We start from the raw sequence: 17808 nt of genomic DNA, 5'->3' as shown, positions 1-17808 counted from the left end.
CTAAAACTCAAACTGATAGAGCAGATCGAGTGCCTGGTCTACGCCAGACACCGCTTCCAGATATAGCTTAGGCATCAGGCGATAGCGTAACGTGAGAGTCGCTAAGGAGTCAAAGATCCCCACACCGTATTTTACCTGCAGACCCGGCAGAACATAGCCGCTGACCACCACCTGCGAGGAGTCACCGACCCCCTGGGTGTCCAGCGCCAGATTGCTTACGCCAAACGTCTCGCCGATTTTACCCACAACCTGCCCACTTTGTGCAACCCCCAGGCCAACTAACATTGAGGTCATAGCAGCACTGTCGCTCTGGTTGCTGTCCAGCCCCTGGCCGCGCAGCAGGTAAGAGAGCGCTTCCTGTTGCGACATCGCCGGGTCAGAGAAGATCTCCGCTTTCGGTTCGTCGGCGGTGCCGGTTACCCGCACCCCGGCAATCACGTCGTTTTCTGTCGACTCCGGATTACGGATTGCTTCAATATTCAGCAGCGGCTGGTCCGGCGGGCCAGAGAAGAGCAGCTCGCCTTTACGCACAAGCAGATCCTGGCCGTAGGCATGGAAGCGCCCTTCCGGAATATTGATCTGCCCGTTAAGCCCCAGCCCCTGCTTATCCTGAGCTACCTTCAGGTCGCCGGTAAGGCGGGCCTTCAGGCCAAAGGCGTCCAGACGCACGTTGTTGCCGACGTGGACTATCAGGTTGCTGTTAATCGGAATGCCCGCGCTCTGCGCCTCTTTGGGCTGCAGATTGTTATCAAGCATCACCTCGTCGCTGGAGACGCCCACCGCGCTCTCTGGCAGGTCGTGCACCACGATTCGCGCCCAGGGCACATCCACACGACCATCGAGGGTGAAGAGGCTCGGCGTCGCTTCAAATACCACGTCCGGCGAGACATCCAGCCGCACCATTGGCGGCACCGTGATACGCACCTTGCTGCCCTTCGCGGCCACCCGCGCGCGCCAGTTATCAAGCTGGCTCCAGTCCGCATCGCCGCTCAGGTTGATCTGCCCCTGCTGCGTGCGCACGACCCCGGCAAGCGTCGAACTCATGCCGTTGAAGTTCATCGCGAGCTGGCTTGGCTGCATATCAAACGGCATAAAGTTACCGTCGATGTCCACGCCGTTCAGCTGCATCTGGCCAAACAGCTGCGGGCTCTGCGCATTCCCCGCCAGGCGCAGGTTGGCATTCAGCATCCCCGCCGCCTTTTCGCCGCGTGAGAAGATGGTGTTGACCATCGCCAGGTTGAGGTTGCGAATATTGACGTTGCCGCCCAGATTACGCTGCCCCTGTGGATCGCTTATCTGCACCTGACCATCGAGTTGGCCGTTGTTGACCAGACGAATTAACCACTCCAGCTGGGCGCGGTTGTTGTGCAGATCGGCACGCAGGTTGAGCGTACTGAAGTCCAGCGGCAGCGGTGCACCATTGACCTCCTGCGATACCTTCACGTTTCGTCCGGCAAGCGTCACGCTGCCCTGCGGCAGGCCCGGTTTGGTGGTATCCCACGCCACATCCGCTTTACCGCTGAATACGCCGCTCGCCTGCGTCGTCTCGGGCATAAAGGGTTTCAGCATCGCCAGGTCGAAGCGGTTCAGATTCACGACCGCGCGACCTTCGGCACCGGCATCAACGGCCTGAGGGAGACACAGCTCGGCGTTCGGGTTGGTCCAGCAGTGCGGGCCAATGTTGATTTTTTGTTCCGCGTTGCGGTAATCCAGCGCGACAGAGCGGGAGAGCGCCACCGGCCCCACCGGGGTGGTAAAGCGGGTGTTATCCAGCGTGCCTTTCCAGCGCTGCGCCTGACGGTCAAAGCTGCCGGTCAGATGCAGTTGGCCGGCAACCGGCTCACCCTGCACCCGCAGCTGGAGATCGTGCTGTTTCTCGCTGCCTTTGGCCTCCAGGGTCACCAGACTCAGATTGACGCTCGGCTGAGCAATGCGCTCAACGCGCAGGTTCAGGTTACCGGCAATCTGATCGGTGGATTTTACGTCGCCCTCTACGCGCACGCGGGCCACGGAGAGTTCTTGCCAGCGCAGGTTATTGGCAGTGATATCCGCCAGCAGCTGCGGCGCCTCTACCGTACCGCGCACTTTCACCAGTCCTTTGGCCGTACCGCCTAGCCCTGGCAGGGCATTATCCAGATTGGGCGCATCAATAGTGGCGTCGAGGTTGAGGTCTTTTACCCCTAGCTCGCCTTTGATATCCGCGTTATTACGTCCCAGCGCCACGTGCAGCCCCGGGATAGTCCACTGGAGATAGCTGTTGCCCTTCAGGGAACCATCAACGTTGACCTTGTTCTGTTTCACGTTGCCGGCCAGCTTGATCTCCGGCACGTCCATTTGCCAGGTCCCGCCGTACAGACTGCCGCGCGTTTTGATCAGCCCGTCGAGCTTCGATGGCCACTCCGGGAACTCTTTTGCCGTGTTAATACCTGCCAGCTTCAGCTCACCACGCCAGCTGATAGCCTGCTGCCAGTCGAGGAGCGCCGTCAGTTCGGTTTTGCCTTCCAGCGCCGCCACGGTGAGCTTATCGAGGTTAACCTGTTGCTCATTGCCCTTTGCATCAAGGGTGATGGTCGCGGGCGGTAAACCTTCGCCCTTCACCGCCGTGCGGAACGACAGGGTGTAATCGGTCATTTTGCCGCTGAGCTTCAGCTTCAGATCATCGGCCTGGTACTGCTTCTCACCGGTGAATGGCCAGTAGAGTTGCTCGCTTACCAGCTCCAGATTGAGCGGCAGGCCGGCTTCGGCAAGGCGGGTCTGGCCGCGCAGCACCATATCCACCGGGCCAGAGAGATTAACGCCAAATTCCAGCTGGTCGCGCAGGGCACCGCCTACCTTCAGCTTCACCTTCTCGCCTTTGAGCGGATCGATATTGAGGGCGCTATTAAGGGTGATATTTACCGGCCAGTTATCACGCAGCAGCGCATTACCGGTCGCATTTACGCTCCCCTGGTTGGTGTCGATATCCAGCGCATCGAGCTTCATGTTGCCGTCAATGCTGCTGACTTTAAGCAGCATGTTAAAGACGGTCAGGTCGGTGTCACCGGTTAGGCGCAGCTGCTCGCCCTTAAATTCTTCGATGTTAAGATTGAGCGGCAGATGAACGTCGGTCATCTCCGGCAGAACCGGTTTTGAGAAGAGATCCTTCAGCGTCTCGCCAAGCGGTTTTTCCTCCGGCTGCGGCTTCTGAATTTTTGGATCGACAATCTCTTCCTGCGCCACGTCGGCCACTTTTGGCAGGGCAATCAAGAGCCCCTGTAACGAGGTTGGGGTCAGGGTCAGGTTTTTCTCCTGCCAGCGCAGGCCGGACGTGAAGTCCATCACCGAGACCGTGGTATCGTCGATTTTGACGTTAACGTTGTTCAACGCCACCCGATAAAGGGCGATTTCATACGGCGTAGAGAGGTTCAGCGGGCCGCTGTCCTCCTCTTCTGGCGGCGCCGATTTCGGCATTTTGCTCGAATCAATCGCCACGTTGACGTCTTTAAGCGAGAGGTCATTGACGCAAAGTTTGCTGTCGCGCAAACAGCCCAGCTTCACCGCAAGGTGAAAATCGCCCGCATTTACCGCCACGCCCGGCTGGGTGTAACGCACGTTTTTCAGATGCAGATCGCGCCAGCCGCCGGTCACCTGGCCAATTTCCAGCCCCGGTACCCAGCGGTTCGCCGCCTTAAACAGTACATGCAGGCCGCTGGTGGTGCCCACCAGGAAGGCCACCGTCCCCAGCAGCAACAGAATAAAAATCAGTACGCCGAGGCTTATCTTCTTCCATAAACTCATAATTCTGGCCCCAGACCGATATAAAACTGCAGATCGTGGTTGTCTTTGTCACCTATCGGCACGGCAAAGTCGAGCTTGATCGGCCCCACCGGCGATTCCCAGCGCACGCCAACCCCGGCGCCGGTTTTAAAATCGCTACGGCGAATGTCGCTCACCGCTTCGCCGCTGTCGATGAAGGTCGCCCCCCACCACTTACCTGTCACGTTGTATTGATACTCCAGCGAGCCGGTGGCCAGCTTCGAGGCCCCGATCAGCTTGCCTTCGTTATCTTCCGGCGCGATGGATTTGTATTTATAGCCGCGAATACTGCGGTCACCACCGGCGAAGAAACGCAGGTCGGGCGGCACCTTGTCGAAATCGCCGGTTTCGATCCAGCCCAGATTGCCGCGGACCACAAAGCGGTGGCGATCGTAGAGGGTGCGAATCCAGGCGTTCTGGGCCTGCACGACCACAAAGTCCACGTCCGAGCCCCAGGCGCTATTGGAGTAATCCACCGAGTAACGCTGAGAATCCCCCCAAGTCGGCATCAGGCCGCCGCGGGAGCGTGTACGGCTAATCATGACCCCCGGGTAGAGCAGCATCGTGGTGTTAGTCACGTTCGCCTGGGTAAAGTGATCGAGGCTCCAGCGCAGGTTAATCGCCCGCTGCCAGCCGCTGGAGAGATCCCAGTAGCGCGATATGGCAAGGGTGGTGGAGTCTGCCTCGGTGTCGTTCAGATCGGTACGCTTGAACCCGCCCTGCAGCAGGTAATATTGCTCCAGCGGGTTTTTCAGCAGCGGCATTTTATAGCTGAAATCGAGCTGCTGCTCCGGGGCCGAGATGCTGGCGCTGGTGGTCAGGCTGTGGCCGTAGGAGTTCATCCACGGTTTTTTCCAGGTCGCTTTAACGCGCGGCCCGACGTCCGTGGAGTAACCTACCCCGGTTTCAATGGTGTTTTCGGTACGGGGTGAGACCACGCCGTGCAGCGGTAACACCTTGCTCTGACGAGCTTTGTCGAATTCGGGCGCCACCACCACTGAGTTAAACCAGCCGGTGGCGGAGAGACGCCGGTTCAGTTCGGCCAGGTCTTTTGACTCATAGAAATCCCCCTCTTTAAAGGGGATTAAGTTTTGCAGGTATTCGTCGCGGATTTGCGACCCTTCAAAGGTGACATCGCCAAAACGGTAGCGTTGGCCGCTGTCATAGTCGATATCCCAGAAAGCCTGATGCCGGTCCAGGGCGATGCCTAACTGGCTCTTATTAAACTGGCTGTCGAAGTAACCTTTGCGCAAGGCGACACGGGTGAGATTTTTTTTGAAACCTTCGTAGTCGGAATGGTTCAGCACCGTGCCGATAGCCGGACGATCGTGCAATAACTTAATGTAATCCTGATCGTCACGCGCTCCACCGCGCAGCACCACGTCGGTGCCGCCAATTTTTACCGGCTCGCCCGGCGAGACGCGGGCAATCAGCACCTGGCGCCCTTTAGCCGGCGGCGGGCGAAGATCAAATTCGATGGTGGGTTCGTAATAACCCAACGCTTTTAACCCTTCGCGAATGGCATCGTCCACGCGTGCGCGAAAGCGCCTGTCTGGCGTGACTTCATCACTTTCGATGGTCGAAAGCTGCGCTCGCACGTTTTTTTGCAGCGCACCGGTTAACCCTTCAACCTGCAAACGGACATTCGCCGCGCTGGCGACTCCGCTTGTCAGCAATAAACTGACCAAACATAACTGGCGGATCTTTGGCACGTTTTCTCCTGAATATCCTTGTTTCCACCCTGGAAGCATTTGAAGTGCCGCTCCGCGGCGTATCACGGCATAGAGCCCAAAACCCGTTTAGTGGGTTGAAAAATGGCTGAGCACCCTAATATTTCTTATGTTTAAATCTAGACTCATTCAGCGTAATTATTGTGTTCAATTAAACGCGTCGTGACAACCTTAACCCCAATACCTTTACCCCGGAGGCCACACCGTGAGTATATTTGATAAAAAGCACCTTGTTGCTCAGGCGGATGCATTACCGGGACGTAACACCCCAATGCCTGTCGCCACCCTGCACGCCGTTAACGGCCACTCCATGACTAACGTCCCGGAAGGCATGGAGATCGCGATCTTCGCCATGGGCTGCTTCTGGGGCGTTGAGCGCCTCTTCTGGCAGTTGCCCGGCGTCTACAGTACCGCAGCAGGCTACAGCGGTGGCTATACCCCTAATCCGACCTACCGCGAAGTCTGCTCCGGCCAGACCGGGCACGCTGAAGCGGTGCGCGTAGTGTACGATCCCGCAGTGATCAGCTACGAACAACTGCTGCAGGTTTTCTGGGAGAACCACGATCCCGCTCAGGGCATGCGCCAGGGTAATGACCACGGTACGCAGTACCGCTCGGCGATCTACCCGCTGACCCCGGAGCAGGATGCGGCGGCACGTGATAGCCTGGCACGCTTCCAGCAAGCGATGATCGATGCCCATGATACCCGTCATGTCACCACCGAAATCGCGACGGCCACGCCGTTCTACTACGCGGAAGATGACCATCAGCAGTACCTGCACAAAAATCCGTACGGCTACTGCGGTATCGGCGGTATTGGTGTCTGCCTGCCTCCTCAGCTGGCCTAACCGTTCTGCCTTGACCCGACCTTGCCTGCCTGCTGCAAGGTTGGGTCAAAAAGTGATCTCTGGCGGGTTTACAGTGCTTTACGCTATACTAGCCGCTGAAACAACCGGCCTACCGCTTCGGACCGGTTTTCACTATCTCTTCAAACGAAACTTAACTTCCCTTCCGAGGATCTGGCGAAAAGCCGGATAAGATATGTTAAACAGTATTTTAGTAATACTTTGTCTGATTGCCGTGAGTGCATTTTTCTCAGTTTCAGAAATTTCACTGGCCGCATCCCGTAAAATCAAACTTAAACTGCTTGCCGATGACGGTAACATCAATGCACATCGCGTTTTAAAAATGCAGGAAAACCCCGGTATGTTCTTTACCGTGGTGCAAATTGGCCTTAACGCGGTAGCAATTCTGGGCGGTATCGTCGGCGATGCAGCCTTCTCCCCGGTCTTTTACACTCTCTTCTCGAAGTACTTCTCGCCTGAACTCTCAGAGCAGTTGAGCTTTATTCTCTCGTTCTCGCTGGTGACGGGTCTGTTCATTCTCTTCGCTGACCTGACACCGAAACGCATCGGTATGATTGCGCCTGAAGCCGTGGCTTTGCGTATCATCAACCCGATGCGCTTCTGTCTGTATGTGTTCCGTCCGCTGGTGTGGTTCTTTAACGGCCTGGCGAATATGATTTTCCGCATTTTTAAACTGCCGATGGTGCGCAAAGATGACATCACCTCCGACGATATTTACGCGGTGGTCGAAGCGGGTGCGCTGGCTGGCGTGTTGCGTAAACAGGAGCACGAGCTGATTGAGAACGTGTTCGAACTGGAATCCCGTACCGTGCCGTCCTCTATGACCGGACGTGAAAGCGTGATTTGGTTCGATCTGCATGAAGACGAGCAGAGCCTGAAACAAAAAGTAGCGGAACATCCGCACTCTAAGTTCCTGGTCTGTAATGAAGATATCGACCACATCATCGGCTACGTGGACTCTAAAGACCTGCTGAACCGCGTGCTGGCGAACCAGAGCCTGGCGCTGAACAGCGGCGTGCAGATCCGCAATACGCTGATCGTTCCCGATACCCTGACCCTTTCTGAAGCGCTGGAAAGTTTCAAAACCGCGGGCGAAGACTTCGCGGTCATCATGAACGAATATGCGCTGGTGGTGGGGATTATCACGCTGAACGACGTGATGACCACGCTGATGGGCGACCTGGTGGGCCAGGGGCTGGAAGAGCAGATTGTTCAGCGTGACGAGAACTCATGGCTGATCGATGGCGGCACGCCGATTGAAGATGTAATGCGCGTTCTGGACATTGATGAGTTCCCGCAGTCAGGTAACTACGAGACCATCGGCGGCTTTATGATGTTTATGCTGCGTAAGATCCCGAAACGTACCGACTCGGTGAAGTTCTCAGGCTTTAAATTCGAAGTGGTGGATATCGACAACTACCGTATCGATCAGCTGCTGGTGACCCGCATCGATAACAAACCGACCGTGCTGGTACCGAAGCTGCCGGATGCACAAGAGAAAGTGTCGGAATAACGCTGTCCCAGAAACATCAACGGCTCCCATCGGGAGCCGTTTCTTTATTACTGCATAGCACGTTGGTTAAGCCATCTCAGTCTGCAGACGCATAACCTGACGGTTGACTTCGGACATCACAGAATAGTGCTGTTTGTCCTTCACTTTTGGGATAAGGATCTTGCCCTTATCGAACTCAAAAGCGCCAACATCCTTGATATACAACCGTCCACGGAACAGGATTTTTACGTATTTCGCTACCTGAAGCGGATTGTAGCGTTGGAAAATTTTCATTTTAATATCTCCTGCGAATCATACGCCCTTGCGGTGCCACATTCAGCCCGACTTTCCAGAGCGCAAATTTTGATGCCCAATGACTATAGACCAGAAAATCAGTGATACCCAGTGTGCATAAGTTTATTTACCTTTTGATGACAGTTATTCAGAATTTTCTTTGCAAAGCTTACCTACAGGCAGTATAAGCCGTCGTTTTTGTCCAGTTATGTGCGTTCCACCGCAATCTGGCACCGGGATTGCGGGTAAACAGAGACGATCGCACATATCATTAAAAACGTATGACCAAGTGGTCGGATCACCTGCAATTTATAAAAAAGGAAAAACCATGACCCTACGTAACGTTCTGGCAGTCGCCTGCCTGATGCTTCCGCTGATGGCCAGTGCACATAATTTTGAAAAGGGGCAACGTGTGCCGCCGGTGGGCGTTGCCGACCGGGGAGAATTGATCCTCGACAATAATAAGTTTAGCTATAAAAGCTGGAATAGCGCACAGCTCGCAGGAAAAGTGAGAGTTGTCATGCATATTGCCGGTCGCACCTCCGCAAAAGAGAAAAATGCCACACTTATTGAAGCGATCAAGACCGCAAATTTGCCACATGACCGCTATCAAACGACCACCATTGTCAACACCGATGATGCCATTCCCGGCTCCGGCATGTTTGTGCGCAGCAGCCTGGAGAGCAATAAAAAGCTCTACCCCTGGTCACAGTTCATCGTGGACAGCAACGGCGTGGTACGCGGAGCGTGGCAGTTAGAGGAGGAGGGCTCGGCGGTTGTGGTGCTGGATAAAGCGGGACGCATCCAGTGGGCAAAAGACGGAGGCTTAAGCCAGGATGAGGTGCAGCAGGTCACTGCCCTGCTGCACAAGTTGCTCGATCAATAGAGCGACACCCGGAACCCCGGGTTAAGGAACGATTCACGCGGGGTATAGTCGAGAGGCTTACCCTGCCAGTCGTGAACATGCGCGCCGGCGGCGGCGGCCACCGCATGGCCTGCGGCAGTATCCCAGATGTTGGTTGGCCCGAAGCGGGGATAGAGCTGTGCCTGCCCTTCTGCCACCAGACAGAACTTCAGCGACGAGCCAATGGACGTGGTCTGATGCTCACCCAGCTGTTGCAAGTACTCCTGCAGTTCGTTGTCGCTGTGCGAACGGCTGATCACCACCAGCGGCGGCCTGGCATCCCGCACCTGAATCTGCTTGCGCACGCCGCACTCTTCTTTCCACGCCTTGCCTTCAGCCGCGCTGTACATCACCTTCAGCACCGGCGCATATACCACGCCGAGCACCGCTTTACCCTTTTCAATCAGGGCGATATTGACGGTGAACTCACCATTACGCTTGATGAACTCTTTCGTCCCATCCAGTGGATCCACCAGCCAGTAGCGTTGCCAGTGCTGGCGTTCATCCCAGCTTTGCGGTGCCTCTTCAGAGAGTACCGGGATTTCGGGCGTCAGCGCCTGCAGGCCTTTTAGAATCACGCTATGCGCCGCAATATCCGCCGCCGTCACCGGCGAGTCATCCACTTTGTTCACGACATCGAGCGGCACCTTGCCATCATAGACCTGCATGATGGCATCCCCCGCCTCCCGTGCGAGCTGACAAATTTTATCTAACATTCTCCACCTCTTTGTTATCACAGTGGGTATAACTCTTTGTTTTATTTATATCGTATTGTGAATAAATCCGCTATCTGTGAAGCAATTCCGGTTTCGCGGTCCTTTTTTCTGGCAGGATTCACAATTCTGTAAGCAAAAAAATATACATACATATTCTTTTGTGGCCTGGATCGAAAAAAAGGACCCCTCAATGATTAAGTTTAGTGCAACGCTCCTGGCGACGCTGATTGCCGCGAGTGTACAGGCAGCGACGGTAGATCTACGTATTCTGGAAACCACCGATCTGCACAGTAACATGATGGACTTCGATTACTACAAAGATGCCCCGACAGAGAAATTTGGCCTGGTACGTACCGCAAGCCTGATCAACGCCGCCCGTGGCGAAGTGAAAAATAGCGTACTGGTCGACAACGGAGACTTAATTCAGGGTAGTCCGCTCGGTGATTACATGGCGGCAAAAGGGCTGAAAAAAGGGGATATTCACCCGGTCTATAAGGCCCTGAACACCCTTGATTACGCCGTAGGCAACCTCGGGAATCATGAGTTCAACTACGGGCTGGACTACCTGCATATGGCCCTCGCTGGCGCCAAATTCCCGTACGTTAATGCCAATATCATCGACGTTAAGACCCAAAAGCCGCTGTTTACCCCCTACCTGATTAAAGAGACTGAGGTGGTCGATCAGGATGGCAAAAAGCAGACCCTGAAGATTGGCTATATCGGTTTTGTCCCACCGCAGATCATGACCTGGGATAAAGCCAACCTGAGCGGCAAAGTTACGGTGAATGACATCACCGAAACCGCGCGCAAATATGTGCCGGAGATGCGCGAAAAAGGCGCTGACCTGGTGGTGGTAGTCGCCCACTCCGGGCTATCAGCCGACCCGTACCAGGCGATGGCAGAGAACTCGGTTTACTACCTGAGCGAAGTGCCGGGCGTCGACACCATCCTGTTTGGTCACGCGCACGCGGTCTTCCCGGGGAAAGATTTCGCCAGTATTAAAGGGGCGGACATCGCCAAAGGGACGTTGAACGGCATTCCGGCCGTCATGCCGGGGATGTGGGGCGATCACCTGGGGGTGGTGGATTTGGTGCTGAATAACGACAGCGGTAAATGGCAGGTCACCACCTCGAAAGCGGAAGCGCGCCCCATCTACGATGCCGCCGCGAAAAAGGCGCTGGTAGGCGAAGATAAGGATCTGGTGCAGGTACTGAAGCACGATCACGACGCGACCCGCGAGTTCGTTAGCAAGCCGGTGGGAAAATCCTCCGACAATATGTACAGCTTCCTGGCACTGGTGCAGGACGACCCCACCGTGCAGGTGGTGAACATGGCGCAAAAAGCTTATACCGAGCGCTTTATTCAGGGCGACCCGGACCTCGCGAAGCTGCCGGTGCTCTCTGCCGCCGCGCCGTTTAAAGTGGGCGGGCGTAAAAACGACCCGGCCAGCTACGTTGAGGTGGAAAAAGGCCTGCTCACCTTCCGCAATGCCGCCGATCTCTATCTCTATCCCAACACCCTTGTGGTGGTAAAAGCCACCGGCAAAGAGGTGAAGGAGTGGCTGGAGTGCTCTGCCGGGCAGTTTAACCAGATTGACCCGACCAGCACAAAACCGCAGTCTCTGATTAACTGGGACGGTTTCCGCACCTATAACTTCGACGTGATCGATGGGGTGGATTACCAGATTGATGTGACTCAGCCAGCGAAATATGACGGCGAATGCCAGACCATTAACCCGCAGGCAGAGCGTATTACGCATCTGACCTTTAACGGCAAGCCAATCGATCCCAATGCCACTTTCCTGGTCGCCACCAATAACTATCGTGCCTACGGCGGGAAATTTGCCGGAACGGGCGATAGCCATATCGCCTTTGCTTCACCCGATGAGAACCGCTCGGTACTGGCGGCGTGGATTGGCGAACAGTCGAAGCAGTCGGGTGCAATCCATCCGGCCGCCGACAACAACTGGCGCCTGGCTCCGATTCACAGCGATGTGAAGCTGGATATTCGCTTTGAAACCTCACCGTCGGAGAAAGCGGCGGCATTCATTAAAGAGAAAGCCCAGTATCCGATGCATAAAGTCGGCAATGACGAGATCGGCTTTGCCCTCTATCAGCTGGATTTAGGTAAGTAATGCCCTGTCCCGGCAGCATTATGCTGCCGGGGTTCAGGCTGCGCGCCCTTCCCGGTTGCCGATCACCTCTGGGGTATGCAGCTCAATCCAGTCGGCCAGTGCGGCCACCTTCTCACTCACCTCTATCCCCAGCGGGGTCAGGCTGTACTCCACATGCGGAGGCACTACCGGAAATGACACCCGATTGAGAAAGCCGTCCTGCTCCAGCGCCTGCAGTGACTGCGCGAGCATCTTTTCGCTGACGCCCCCCATTTTGCGTCGTAGATCGCTAAAACGGTGGGTCCCTTCACGCAGCGCCACCAGAATCAGAACACCCCAGCGGCTGGTAACGTGCTTAAGCACCTCTCGCGACGGACACTGTTCGGCAAACAGATTGCCATCACGCATTTGCTCGGTGAGCGTTTGTTGACCCATTTGATACTTACCTTTTTGTACGTACTTACTAAAAGTTAGCGTTGGTGCTAGTGTGCCATAACACTCTCCTGAAACGAAGGATCTTCATCATGATCGCAATTACCGGTGCTACCGGCCAGCTTGGCCACCATGTTATCGAGCAGCTGTTGAAAACCGTTCCAGCCAGTCAAATTGTGGCGATTGTGCGTAATCCGGCGAAAGCTGGGGCCCTGAGCCAGCAAGGCCTTGACGTGCGTCAGGCGGATTACGCCGACCAGGCGGCGTTCACCTCCGCGCTGCAGGGCGTAGAGAAGCTGCTGCTGATCTCCTCCAGCGAAGTGGGCCAGCGCGCACCACAGCACCAGAACGTCATTAACGCCGCCAAAGCGGCGGGCGTGAAATTTATTGCCTATACCAGTCTGCTGCATGCTGACACCTCCCCACTGGGCCTGCACGTTGAGCACGTCGCCACCGAAAAAGCGCTGGCCGAATCGGGTATTCCGTTCACCCTGCTGCGTAACGGCTGGTATACCGAAAACTATCTTGCCAGCGCGCCGCCTGCCCTGGAGCATGGCGTGTTTATTGGCTCAGCGGGCGATGGCAAAATCGCCTCTGCCACCCGCGCAGATTACGCAGCGGCCGCAGCCAAAGTGATCGCCGAAGAGGGCCATGCCGGAAAAGTCTACGAACTGGCGGGTGATAACGCCTGGACCCTGAACGAACTGGCGGCCGAACTGAGCAAACAGAGCGGGAAGAGCGTGAAGTACCAGAATCTTAGCGAAGCCGATTTTTCTGCCGCGCTGAAGAGCGTGGGCCTGCCGGCCGGGCTGGCGGAGATGCTGGCAGACTCTGACACAGGCGCTTCAAAAGGGGGCCTATTTGACGACAGCCATACCCTGAGTGCGCTGATTGGCCGCCCGACCACGCCGCTGGCGGAGAGCGTCAAAGCGATTCTGTAATTGTTAAAGACAGGTTATTTTTTGTAGCATCCCCACGGGTCATCTCTGATAATGAAAGGATGACCCGTGAGGAGTGTGGCTGTGCAAGGCGTACCTGAACAGTTTATTGATGAGAGAGACAGCGCCCGCTTTCGCCATCTGGCGCAGCTACCTGGCGTGGAGCTTTACCATGCCCATATCTCCCGCTATGCCTTTGAACCCCATACCCATGAAGCCTTTGGTATCGGCACTATCGAAACCGGTGCCGAGCGCTTTCGTTATCGCGGCTCCCACTACCTCGCCCCTGAGAAATCTGTCGTCACCATGAACCCGGATGAGATCCATACCGGCGAGTCCGCGACCGATGGCGGCTGGCGTTACCGTATGGTTTATCTTGAACCCGACCTGCTGGAAGAGGTAACCGGCGTACGTCACTGGTGGTTTAGCGATGTTACCCGTTACGATCCGCTACGCTCCCGGCAAATCGGCCAGCTTATCTACGCCCTGTGGCATACCGACGATCCGCTGGCTCAGAAAGGGTTGCTGCTGGATCTGATTGAGACTTTCCAGCCGCTGGCTCGCCATGCCCCGCAGATTCAGGAGGGGGCGCACCGCTTTGAGCGAGTGCGTGAATATCTGCACGACAACTATATGCACGCCCTGACCCTGGACGAACTGGCGCAGGTGGTGGCGCTCAGCCCGTATCATTTCCAGCGCCAGTTTAAGGCCCACTTTCACGTCACCCCGCACCAGATGCTGATGGCCATTCGCCTGTGGCGCGCCAAGGCTTTTCTTACCCACGGCATGCCCGCCGCCGAAGTGGCCGCCGCCACCGGTTTAACCGATCAATCGCACCTGACCCGGGCCTTTACCCGCCGTTATGGCATCACCCCGGTTCGCTATCAGAAGCAGGTGGCGAGGCGTTAATGCGCAACCTCGTACAATACTCTCCGCGCCTCCCTTTCTACACTGACCGCAGGTTTCTAAGATGTGGATAACAAAATGATTAGCGGTGTGTTGTATGCCCTGCTTGCAGGCTTGATGTGGGGGCTGATTTTTGTCGGCCCGTTAATCGTACCCGAATACCCGGCGATGCTGCAGTCGATGGGGCGTTACCTGGCGCTGGGGTTAATCGCCCTACCGCTCGCCTGGCTGGGACGCGCCCGCCTGCGCCAACTTACCCGCCGGGACTGGCTCACCGCCCTCGTCCTCACCATGATGGGCAACCTGATCTATTACCTCTGCCTGGCAAGCGCCATTCAGCGCACCGGGGCGCCGGTCTCGACCATGATCATTGGCACCTTGCCGGTGGTGATCCCGGTCTTCGCCAATCTTCTATATAGCCAGCGCGATGGCAAACTGGCATGGTCGAAAATGGTGCCGGCGCTGATCTGTATTGCGCTGGGGCTGGTGTGTGTCAACGTCGCCGAGCTGGGACATGGTCTGGTAAACGTCAGCGGTTGGCGTTACGTCTCTGGCATCATCCTGGCGTTTTTGTCGGTAGTCTGTTGGGCGTGGTATGCCCTGCGCAATGCCCGCTGGCTGCGGGAGAACCCGGATAAACATCCGATGATGTGGGCCACCGCGCAGGCGCTGGTGACGCTACCGGTCTCATTGCTGGGCTATATCGCGGCTTGCCTGTGGCTGAATGTCGAACTGCCGGCGTTTGACCTGCCGTTTGGACCCCGGCCGGGGCTGTTTGTAGGGCTAATGGTGGCGATTGCGGTGCTTTGTTCCTGGGTCGGTGCGCTGTGCTGGAACGTCGCCAGCCAGAAGTTGCCAACGGTGATCCTCGGCCCGTTAATCGTTTTTGAGACGCTGGCGGGGTTACTCTATACCTTCCTGATGCGCCAGAGTTTGCCGCCATTATTGACGCTGGGCGGGATCGCGCTGCTGGTGGTGGGCGTGGTGGTTGCGGTAAGCGCGAAACCGGAAAAACCGACGGTCGTTCCGGTCTCGCAAGGCTAATTAGCGATTAAAAGGTTTCCCAGTTCGCTTCAGAAACCGTAGCAACCGGTTTTGCCTTCGGCGTAGCGGCTTTGGTGGCTGGGGTTTTCAGCGTCTGACCGCGGGCGATTTTAAATACCGCCACGGCTTCGTTCAGGCGTGCGGCCTGTTCTTCCAGCGCGGCGGCGGCGGCGGCAGACTCCTCCACCAGCGAGGCGTTCTGCTGAGTTACGCGATCCATTTCAGCAACCGCCTGACCTACCTGGTCAATGCCACGGCTCTGCTCATCAGACGCCGAGGCGATTTCGCCCATAATGTCGGTGACGCGCGTCACCGCATTGACGATCTCCGCCATGGTCGTGCCGGCTTCATTGACTAACGCCGACCCTGCACTGACGCGCTCGCCAGAGTCATCGATCAGGGCTTTGATCTCTTTTGCTGCCTGAGCGCTACGGCTTGCCAGCGTACGCACTTCCCCGGCGACAACCGCAAAACCGCGCCCCTGCTCACCCGCACGGGCGGCTTCTACCGCGGCGTTCAGAGCCAGGATATTGGTCTGGAACGCGATGCCGTCAATCACGTTGGTGATCTGCGCAATTTTGCTGGAGCTGGTGGCAATCTCATCCATGGTGCGCACCACGCCTTCCACCACGCTGCCGCCTTTTTTCGCGGTAGAGGAGGCGTCCAGTGCCAGTCGGGAAGCCTGACGTGCGTTGTCGGCGTTCTGCTTCACCGTTGCGGTCAGCTGTTCCATGCTGGCGGCGGTCTCTTCCAGAGAGGCAGCCTGCTGCTCAGTACGGGAAGAGAGATCGTTACTGCCCGCAGAGATTTCGCCCGCACCGGTATAGATGGTATCGGCACCTTCACGTACTACACCAACGGTGCGAGAGAGCGAGGTCTGCATCTCGTGTACATTGCGCGCCAGCACCGCCATCTCGTTTTTACCTGACGGATCGATAGACTGGGTCAAATCTCCCGCCGCAATGGCACGGATATGATCAATCACGTCCTGCAGCGGCAGCAACAGCACGCGGCGCATCGCAATCCAGCTGGAGATAATCGTCGCGATGACCAGCGCCATCATTGTAGAGAGGATCCACAGGATGCGCTTATAGTCGCTCTCGTTATCCTTAATTCCCTTGTCGGTAAGCGCGGCCTGCGCCTCACGCCATTCACGGTAGACTTTCTGCATCGCGGTTTGCTTCTGCTCCGCGTTTTGTTTGAACATCTCTTCCAGGTTGCCCTGCGCCAGCAGAACGTTCATCTGCGCCAGAGTCGCGGAGTAGATGCGGTACTGCTCTTCCAGCTGGCTGGACAGCTTGTCATCCAGACCCGGCGTTTCCGGCAACGCATAGTATTTGTCGTAATGGGCCTGGGCATCTGCCAGCAGATTTTTCGCTGTGCTGACCAGCTCATTCAGCTGCCCGCCGTTGATCTGCGTCGCTACGCTGCTTTGCAGACGGAGCATGCCGCGGTTCAGCGTCACGCGTGCCTGGTTAAGGCTGATCCACGCGTCAGTAAACTCTGCCACGTTCTGGCTGGAGACCTGAGAAACCGTGAAGTTTTCTTTATCGTTGTTCAGGGCATTGATAAAAATGCCCGCAGAGATCAGCTGTATGATCCCGAGTGCCAGCAGCACTGAAATCAGCAGGGTAATGACTTTTATTCGTTTAAACATGCGTAGCCTTTATATTTGCAGGTATTGTCTGGGAGGGTATATCGGCAACCTCCGCCGCTTATTTACGCTCTCTACGCCTTTAAAAAGTTTCTAAACTGGTTTCCTGCATTCATTCAAGGAGTTAAAACCGGTATTTTTTTGTGATCTAACTCTCTTTTTTACCCCTTCCTCTAAAGGGTTATAGCCTGCGATAAAAGATGTATTTAAAATACACCTTATATTCCTGATGACGAGGTAACTTCCATGGCCTTCCGCGACCAACCTTTAGGTGAGCTTGCGCTCTCTATCCCACGCGCCTCGGCGCTGTTCCGCAAATATGATATGGATTACTGCTGTGGCGGTAAGCAAACGCTGGCGCGTGCCGCCTCCCGTAAGGCGCTGGACGTGGAGGTTATCGAGAGCGAGCTGGCGGAACTGGCCGAGCAGCCTGTCGATAAAGACTGGCGCAGCGCCCCGCTGGCAGAGATCATCGACCATATCATCGTGCGATACCATGACCGCCACCGTGAACAGCTGCCGGAGCTAATTCTGCAGGCAACTAAAGTAGAACGCGTGCATGCGGACAAAGCCTCTGTACCGCGCGGGCTGGCCAAATACCTGACCATGCTGCACCAGGAACTCTCCAGCCATATGATGAAAGAAGAGCAGATCCTCTTTCCGATGATTAAACAAGGGATGGGCAGCCAGGCGATGGGGCCAATCAGCGTGATGGAGAGCGAACACGATGAAGCCGGCGAGCTGCTGGAAGTGATCAAACACACCACCAATAACGTTACGCCGCCTGCTGATGCCTGTACAACCTGGCGCGCCATGTACAACGGTATTAACGAAATGATTGACGATCTGATGGAGCACATCAGTCTGGAAAACAACGTCTTGTTCCCGCGTGCCCTCGCAGGCGAATAAAAAAGGCGCCTGAGAG

Annotated in this window: 14 protein-coding genes; 8 read left to right on the top strand and 6 right to left on the bottom strand. The window is 56.3% G+C overall.

The features are described from left to right. Together tamB and tamA are read right to left on the bottom strand one after the other, a co-directional pair. The gene (tamB, locus tag B3B59_RS05870) at positions 1-3777 is read right to left on the bottom strand and encodes an autotransporter assembly complex protein TamB (RefSeq protein WP_286808357.1); all 3777 of its coding nucleotides are present in this window, start codon (positions 3775-3777) and stop codon (positions 1-3) included. Then, entirely contained in the window at positions 3774-5507 is a 1734-nt protein-coding gene (gene tamA / locus B3B59_RS05865; RefSeq protein WP_046886409.1) for an autotransporter assembly complex protein TamA, read from the bottom strand. Before tamA ends, tamB begins: the two co-directional genes overlap by 4 nt. A gap of 223 nt (positions 5508-5730) precedes the next feature. Here tamA and msrA point away from each other — a divergent pair, with 223 nt between their 5' ends. Together msrA and B3B59_RS05855 are read left to right on the top strand one after the other, a co-directional pair. Further along, positions 5731-6372 (top strand): peptide-methionine (S)-S-oxide reductase MsrA, encoded by a 642-nt coding sequence (gene msrA, locus B3B59_RS05860; protein WP_286808355.1) that lies wholly within the window; start codon positions 5731-5733, stop codon positions 6370-6372. Between the two features lie 193 nt (positions 6373-6565). Then, positions 6566-7903: a hemolysin family protein gene (locus B3B59_RS05855; protein ID WP_207292873.1), complete on the top strand. Its 1338-nt coding sequence runs from the start codon at positions 6566-6568 to the stop codon at positions 7901-7903. Between the two features lie 66 nt (positions 7904-7969). Here B3B59_RS05855 and B3B59_RS05850 read toward each other — a convergent pair whose 3' ends face one another. Beyond that, complete coding sequence (locus B3B59_RS05850; protein ID WP_012015808.1) at positions 7970-8176, bottom strand: DUF1107 domain-containing protein; 207 nt, start codon at positions 8174-8176, stop codon at positions 7970-7972. 328 nt (positions 8177-8504) lie between these two features. Here B3B59_RS05850 and B3B59_RS05845 point away from each other — a divergent pair, with 328 nt between their 5' ends. Then, the gene (locus B3B59_RS05845) at positions 8505-9062 is read left to right on the top strand and encodes a YtfJ family protein (protein WP_040077468.1); all 558 of its coding nucleotides are present in this window, start codon (positions 8505-8507) and stop codon (positions 9060-9062) included. Here the strand turns inward: B3B59_RS05845 and cysQ are convergent. Beyond that, entirely contained in the window at positions 9056-9796 is a 741-nt protein-coding gene (gene cysQ / locus B3B59_RS05840; protein ID WP_286783829.1) for a 3'(2'),5'-bisphosphate nucleotidase CysQ, read from the bottom strand. The genes B3B59_RS05845 and cysQ overlap by 7 nt on opposite strands. Positions 9797-9986: 190 nt before the next feature. Here cysQ and B3B59_RS05835 point away from each other — a divergent pair, with 190 nt between their 5' ends. Continuing rightward, positions 9987-11930, top strand: coding sequence for a bifunctional 2',3'-cyclic-nucleotide 2'-phosphodiesterase/3'-nucleotidase (locus B3B59_RS05835; protein ID WP_286808353.1), 1944 nt, complete (start codon positions 9987-9989; stop codon positions 11928-11930). A 33-nt stretch (positions 11931-11963) separates the two neighbouring features. Here the strand turns inward: B3B59_RS05835 and B3B59_RS05830 are convergent, their stop codons facing one another. Next, the gene (locus B3B59_RS05830) at positions 11964-12344 is read right to left on the bottom strand and encodes a winged helix-turn-helix transcriptional regulator (RefSeq protein WP_233803580.1); all 381 of its coding nucleotides are present in this window, start codon (positions 12342-12344) and stop codon (positions 11964-11966) included. A gap of 89 nt (positions 12345-12433) precedes the next feature. Between B3B59_RS05830 and B3B59_RS05825 the strand changes: the two genes are divergently transcribed. From B3B59_RS05825 to B3B59_RS05815, 3 genes are all read left to right on the top strand, one after another. Further along, entirely contained in the window at positions 12434-13282 is an 849-nt protein-coding gene (locus B3B59_RS05825; RefSeq protein ID WP_212478341.1) for an SDR family oxidoreductase, read from the top strand. Positions 13283-13363: 81 nt separating this feature from the next. Further along, positions 13364-14188: an AraC family transcriptional regulator gene (locus B3B59_RS05820; protein ID WP_286808352.1), complete on the top strand. Its 825-nt coding sequence runs from the start codon at positions 13364-13366 to the stop codon at positions 14186-14188. Between the two features lie 75 nt (positions 14189-14263). Beyond that, complete coding sequence (locus B3B59_RS05815; RefSeq protein WP_286808574.1) at positions 14264-15229, top strand: DMT family transporter; 966 nt, start codon at positions 14264-14266, stop codon at positions 15227-15229. 7 nt (positions 15230-15236) lie between these two features. On the opposite strand, the gene B3B59_RS05810 is transcribed toward B3B59_RS05815, so the two are convergent. Then, the gene (locus tag B3B59_RS05810) at positions 15237-16886 is read right to left on the bottom strand and encodes a methyl-accepting chemotaxis protein (protein ID WP_046886401.1); all 1650 of its coding nucleotides are present in this window, start codon (positions 16884-16886) and stop codon (positions 15237-15239) included. Positions 16887-17129: 243 nt separating this feature from the next. Between B3B59_RS05810 and ytfE the strand changes: the two genes are divergently transcribed. After that, complete coding sequence (ytfE, locus tag B3B59_RS05805; RefSeq protein WP_046886400.1) at positions 17130-17792, top strand: iron-sulfur cluster repair protein YtfE; 663 nt, start codon at positions 17130-17132, stop codon at positions 17790-17792. The last annotated feature ends 16 nt before the right edge of the window (positions 17793-17808 follow it).

This window comes from Leclercia sp. UBA2479 (assembly GCF_002341985.1).
In the GTDB taxonomy this organism is placed as follows: Bacteria; Pseudomonadota; Gammaproteobacteria; order Enterobacterales; family Enterobacteriaceae; genus Enterobacter; species Enterobacter pneumoniae.
This window is presented reverse-complemented; position numbering and strand designations above follow the sequence as displayed.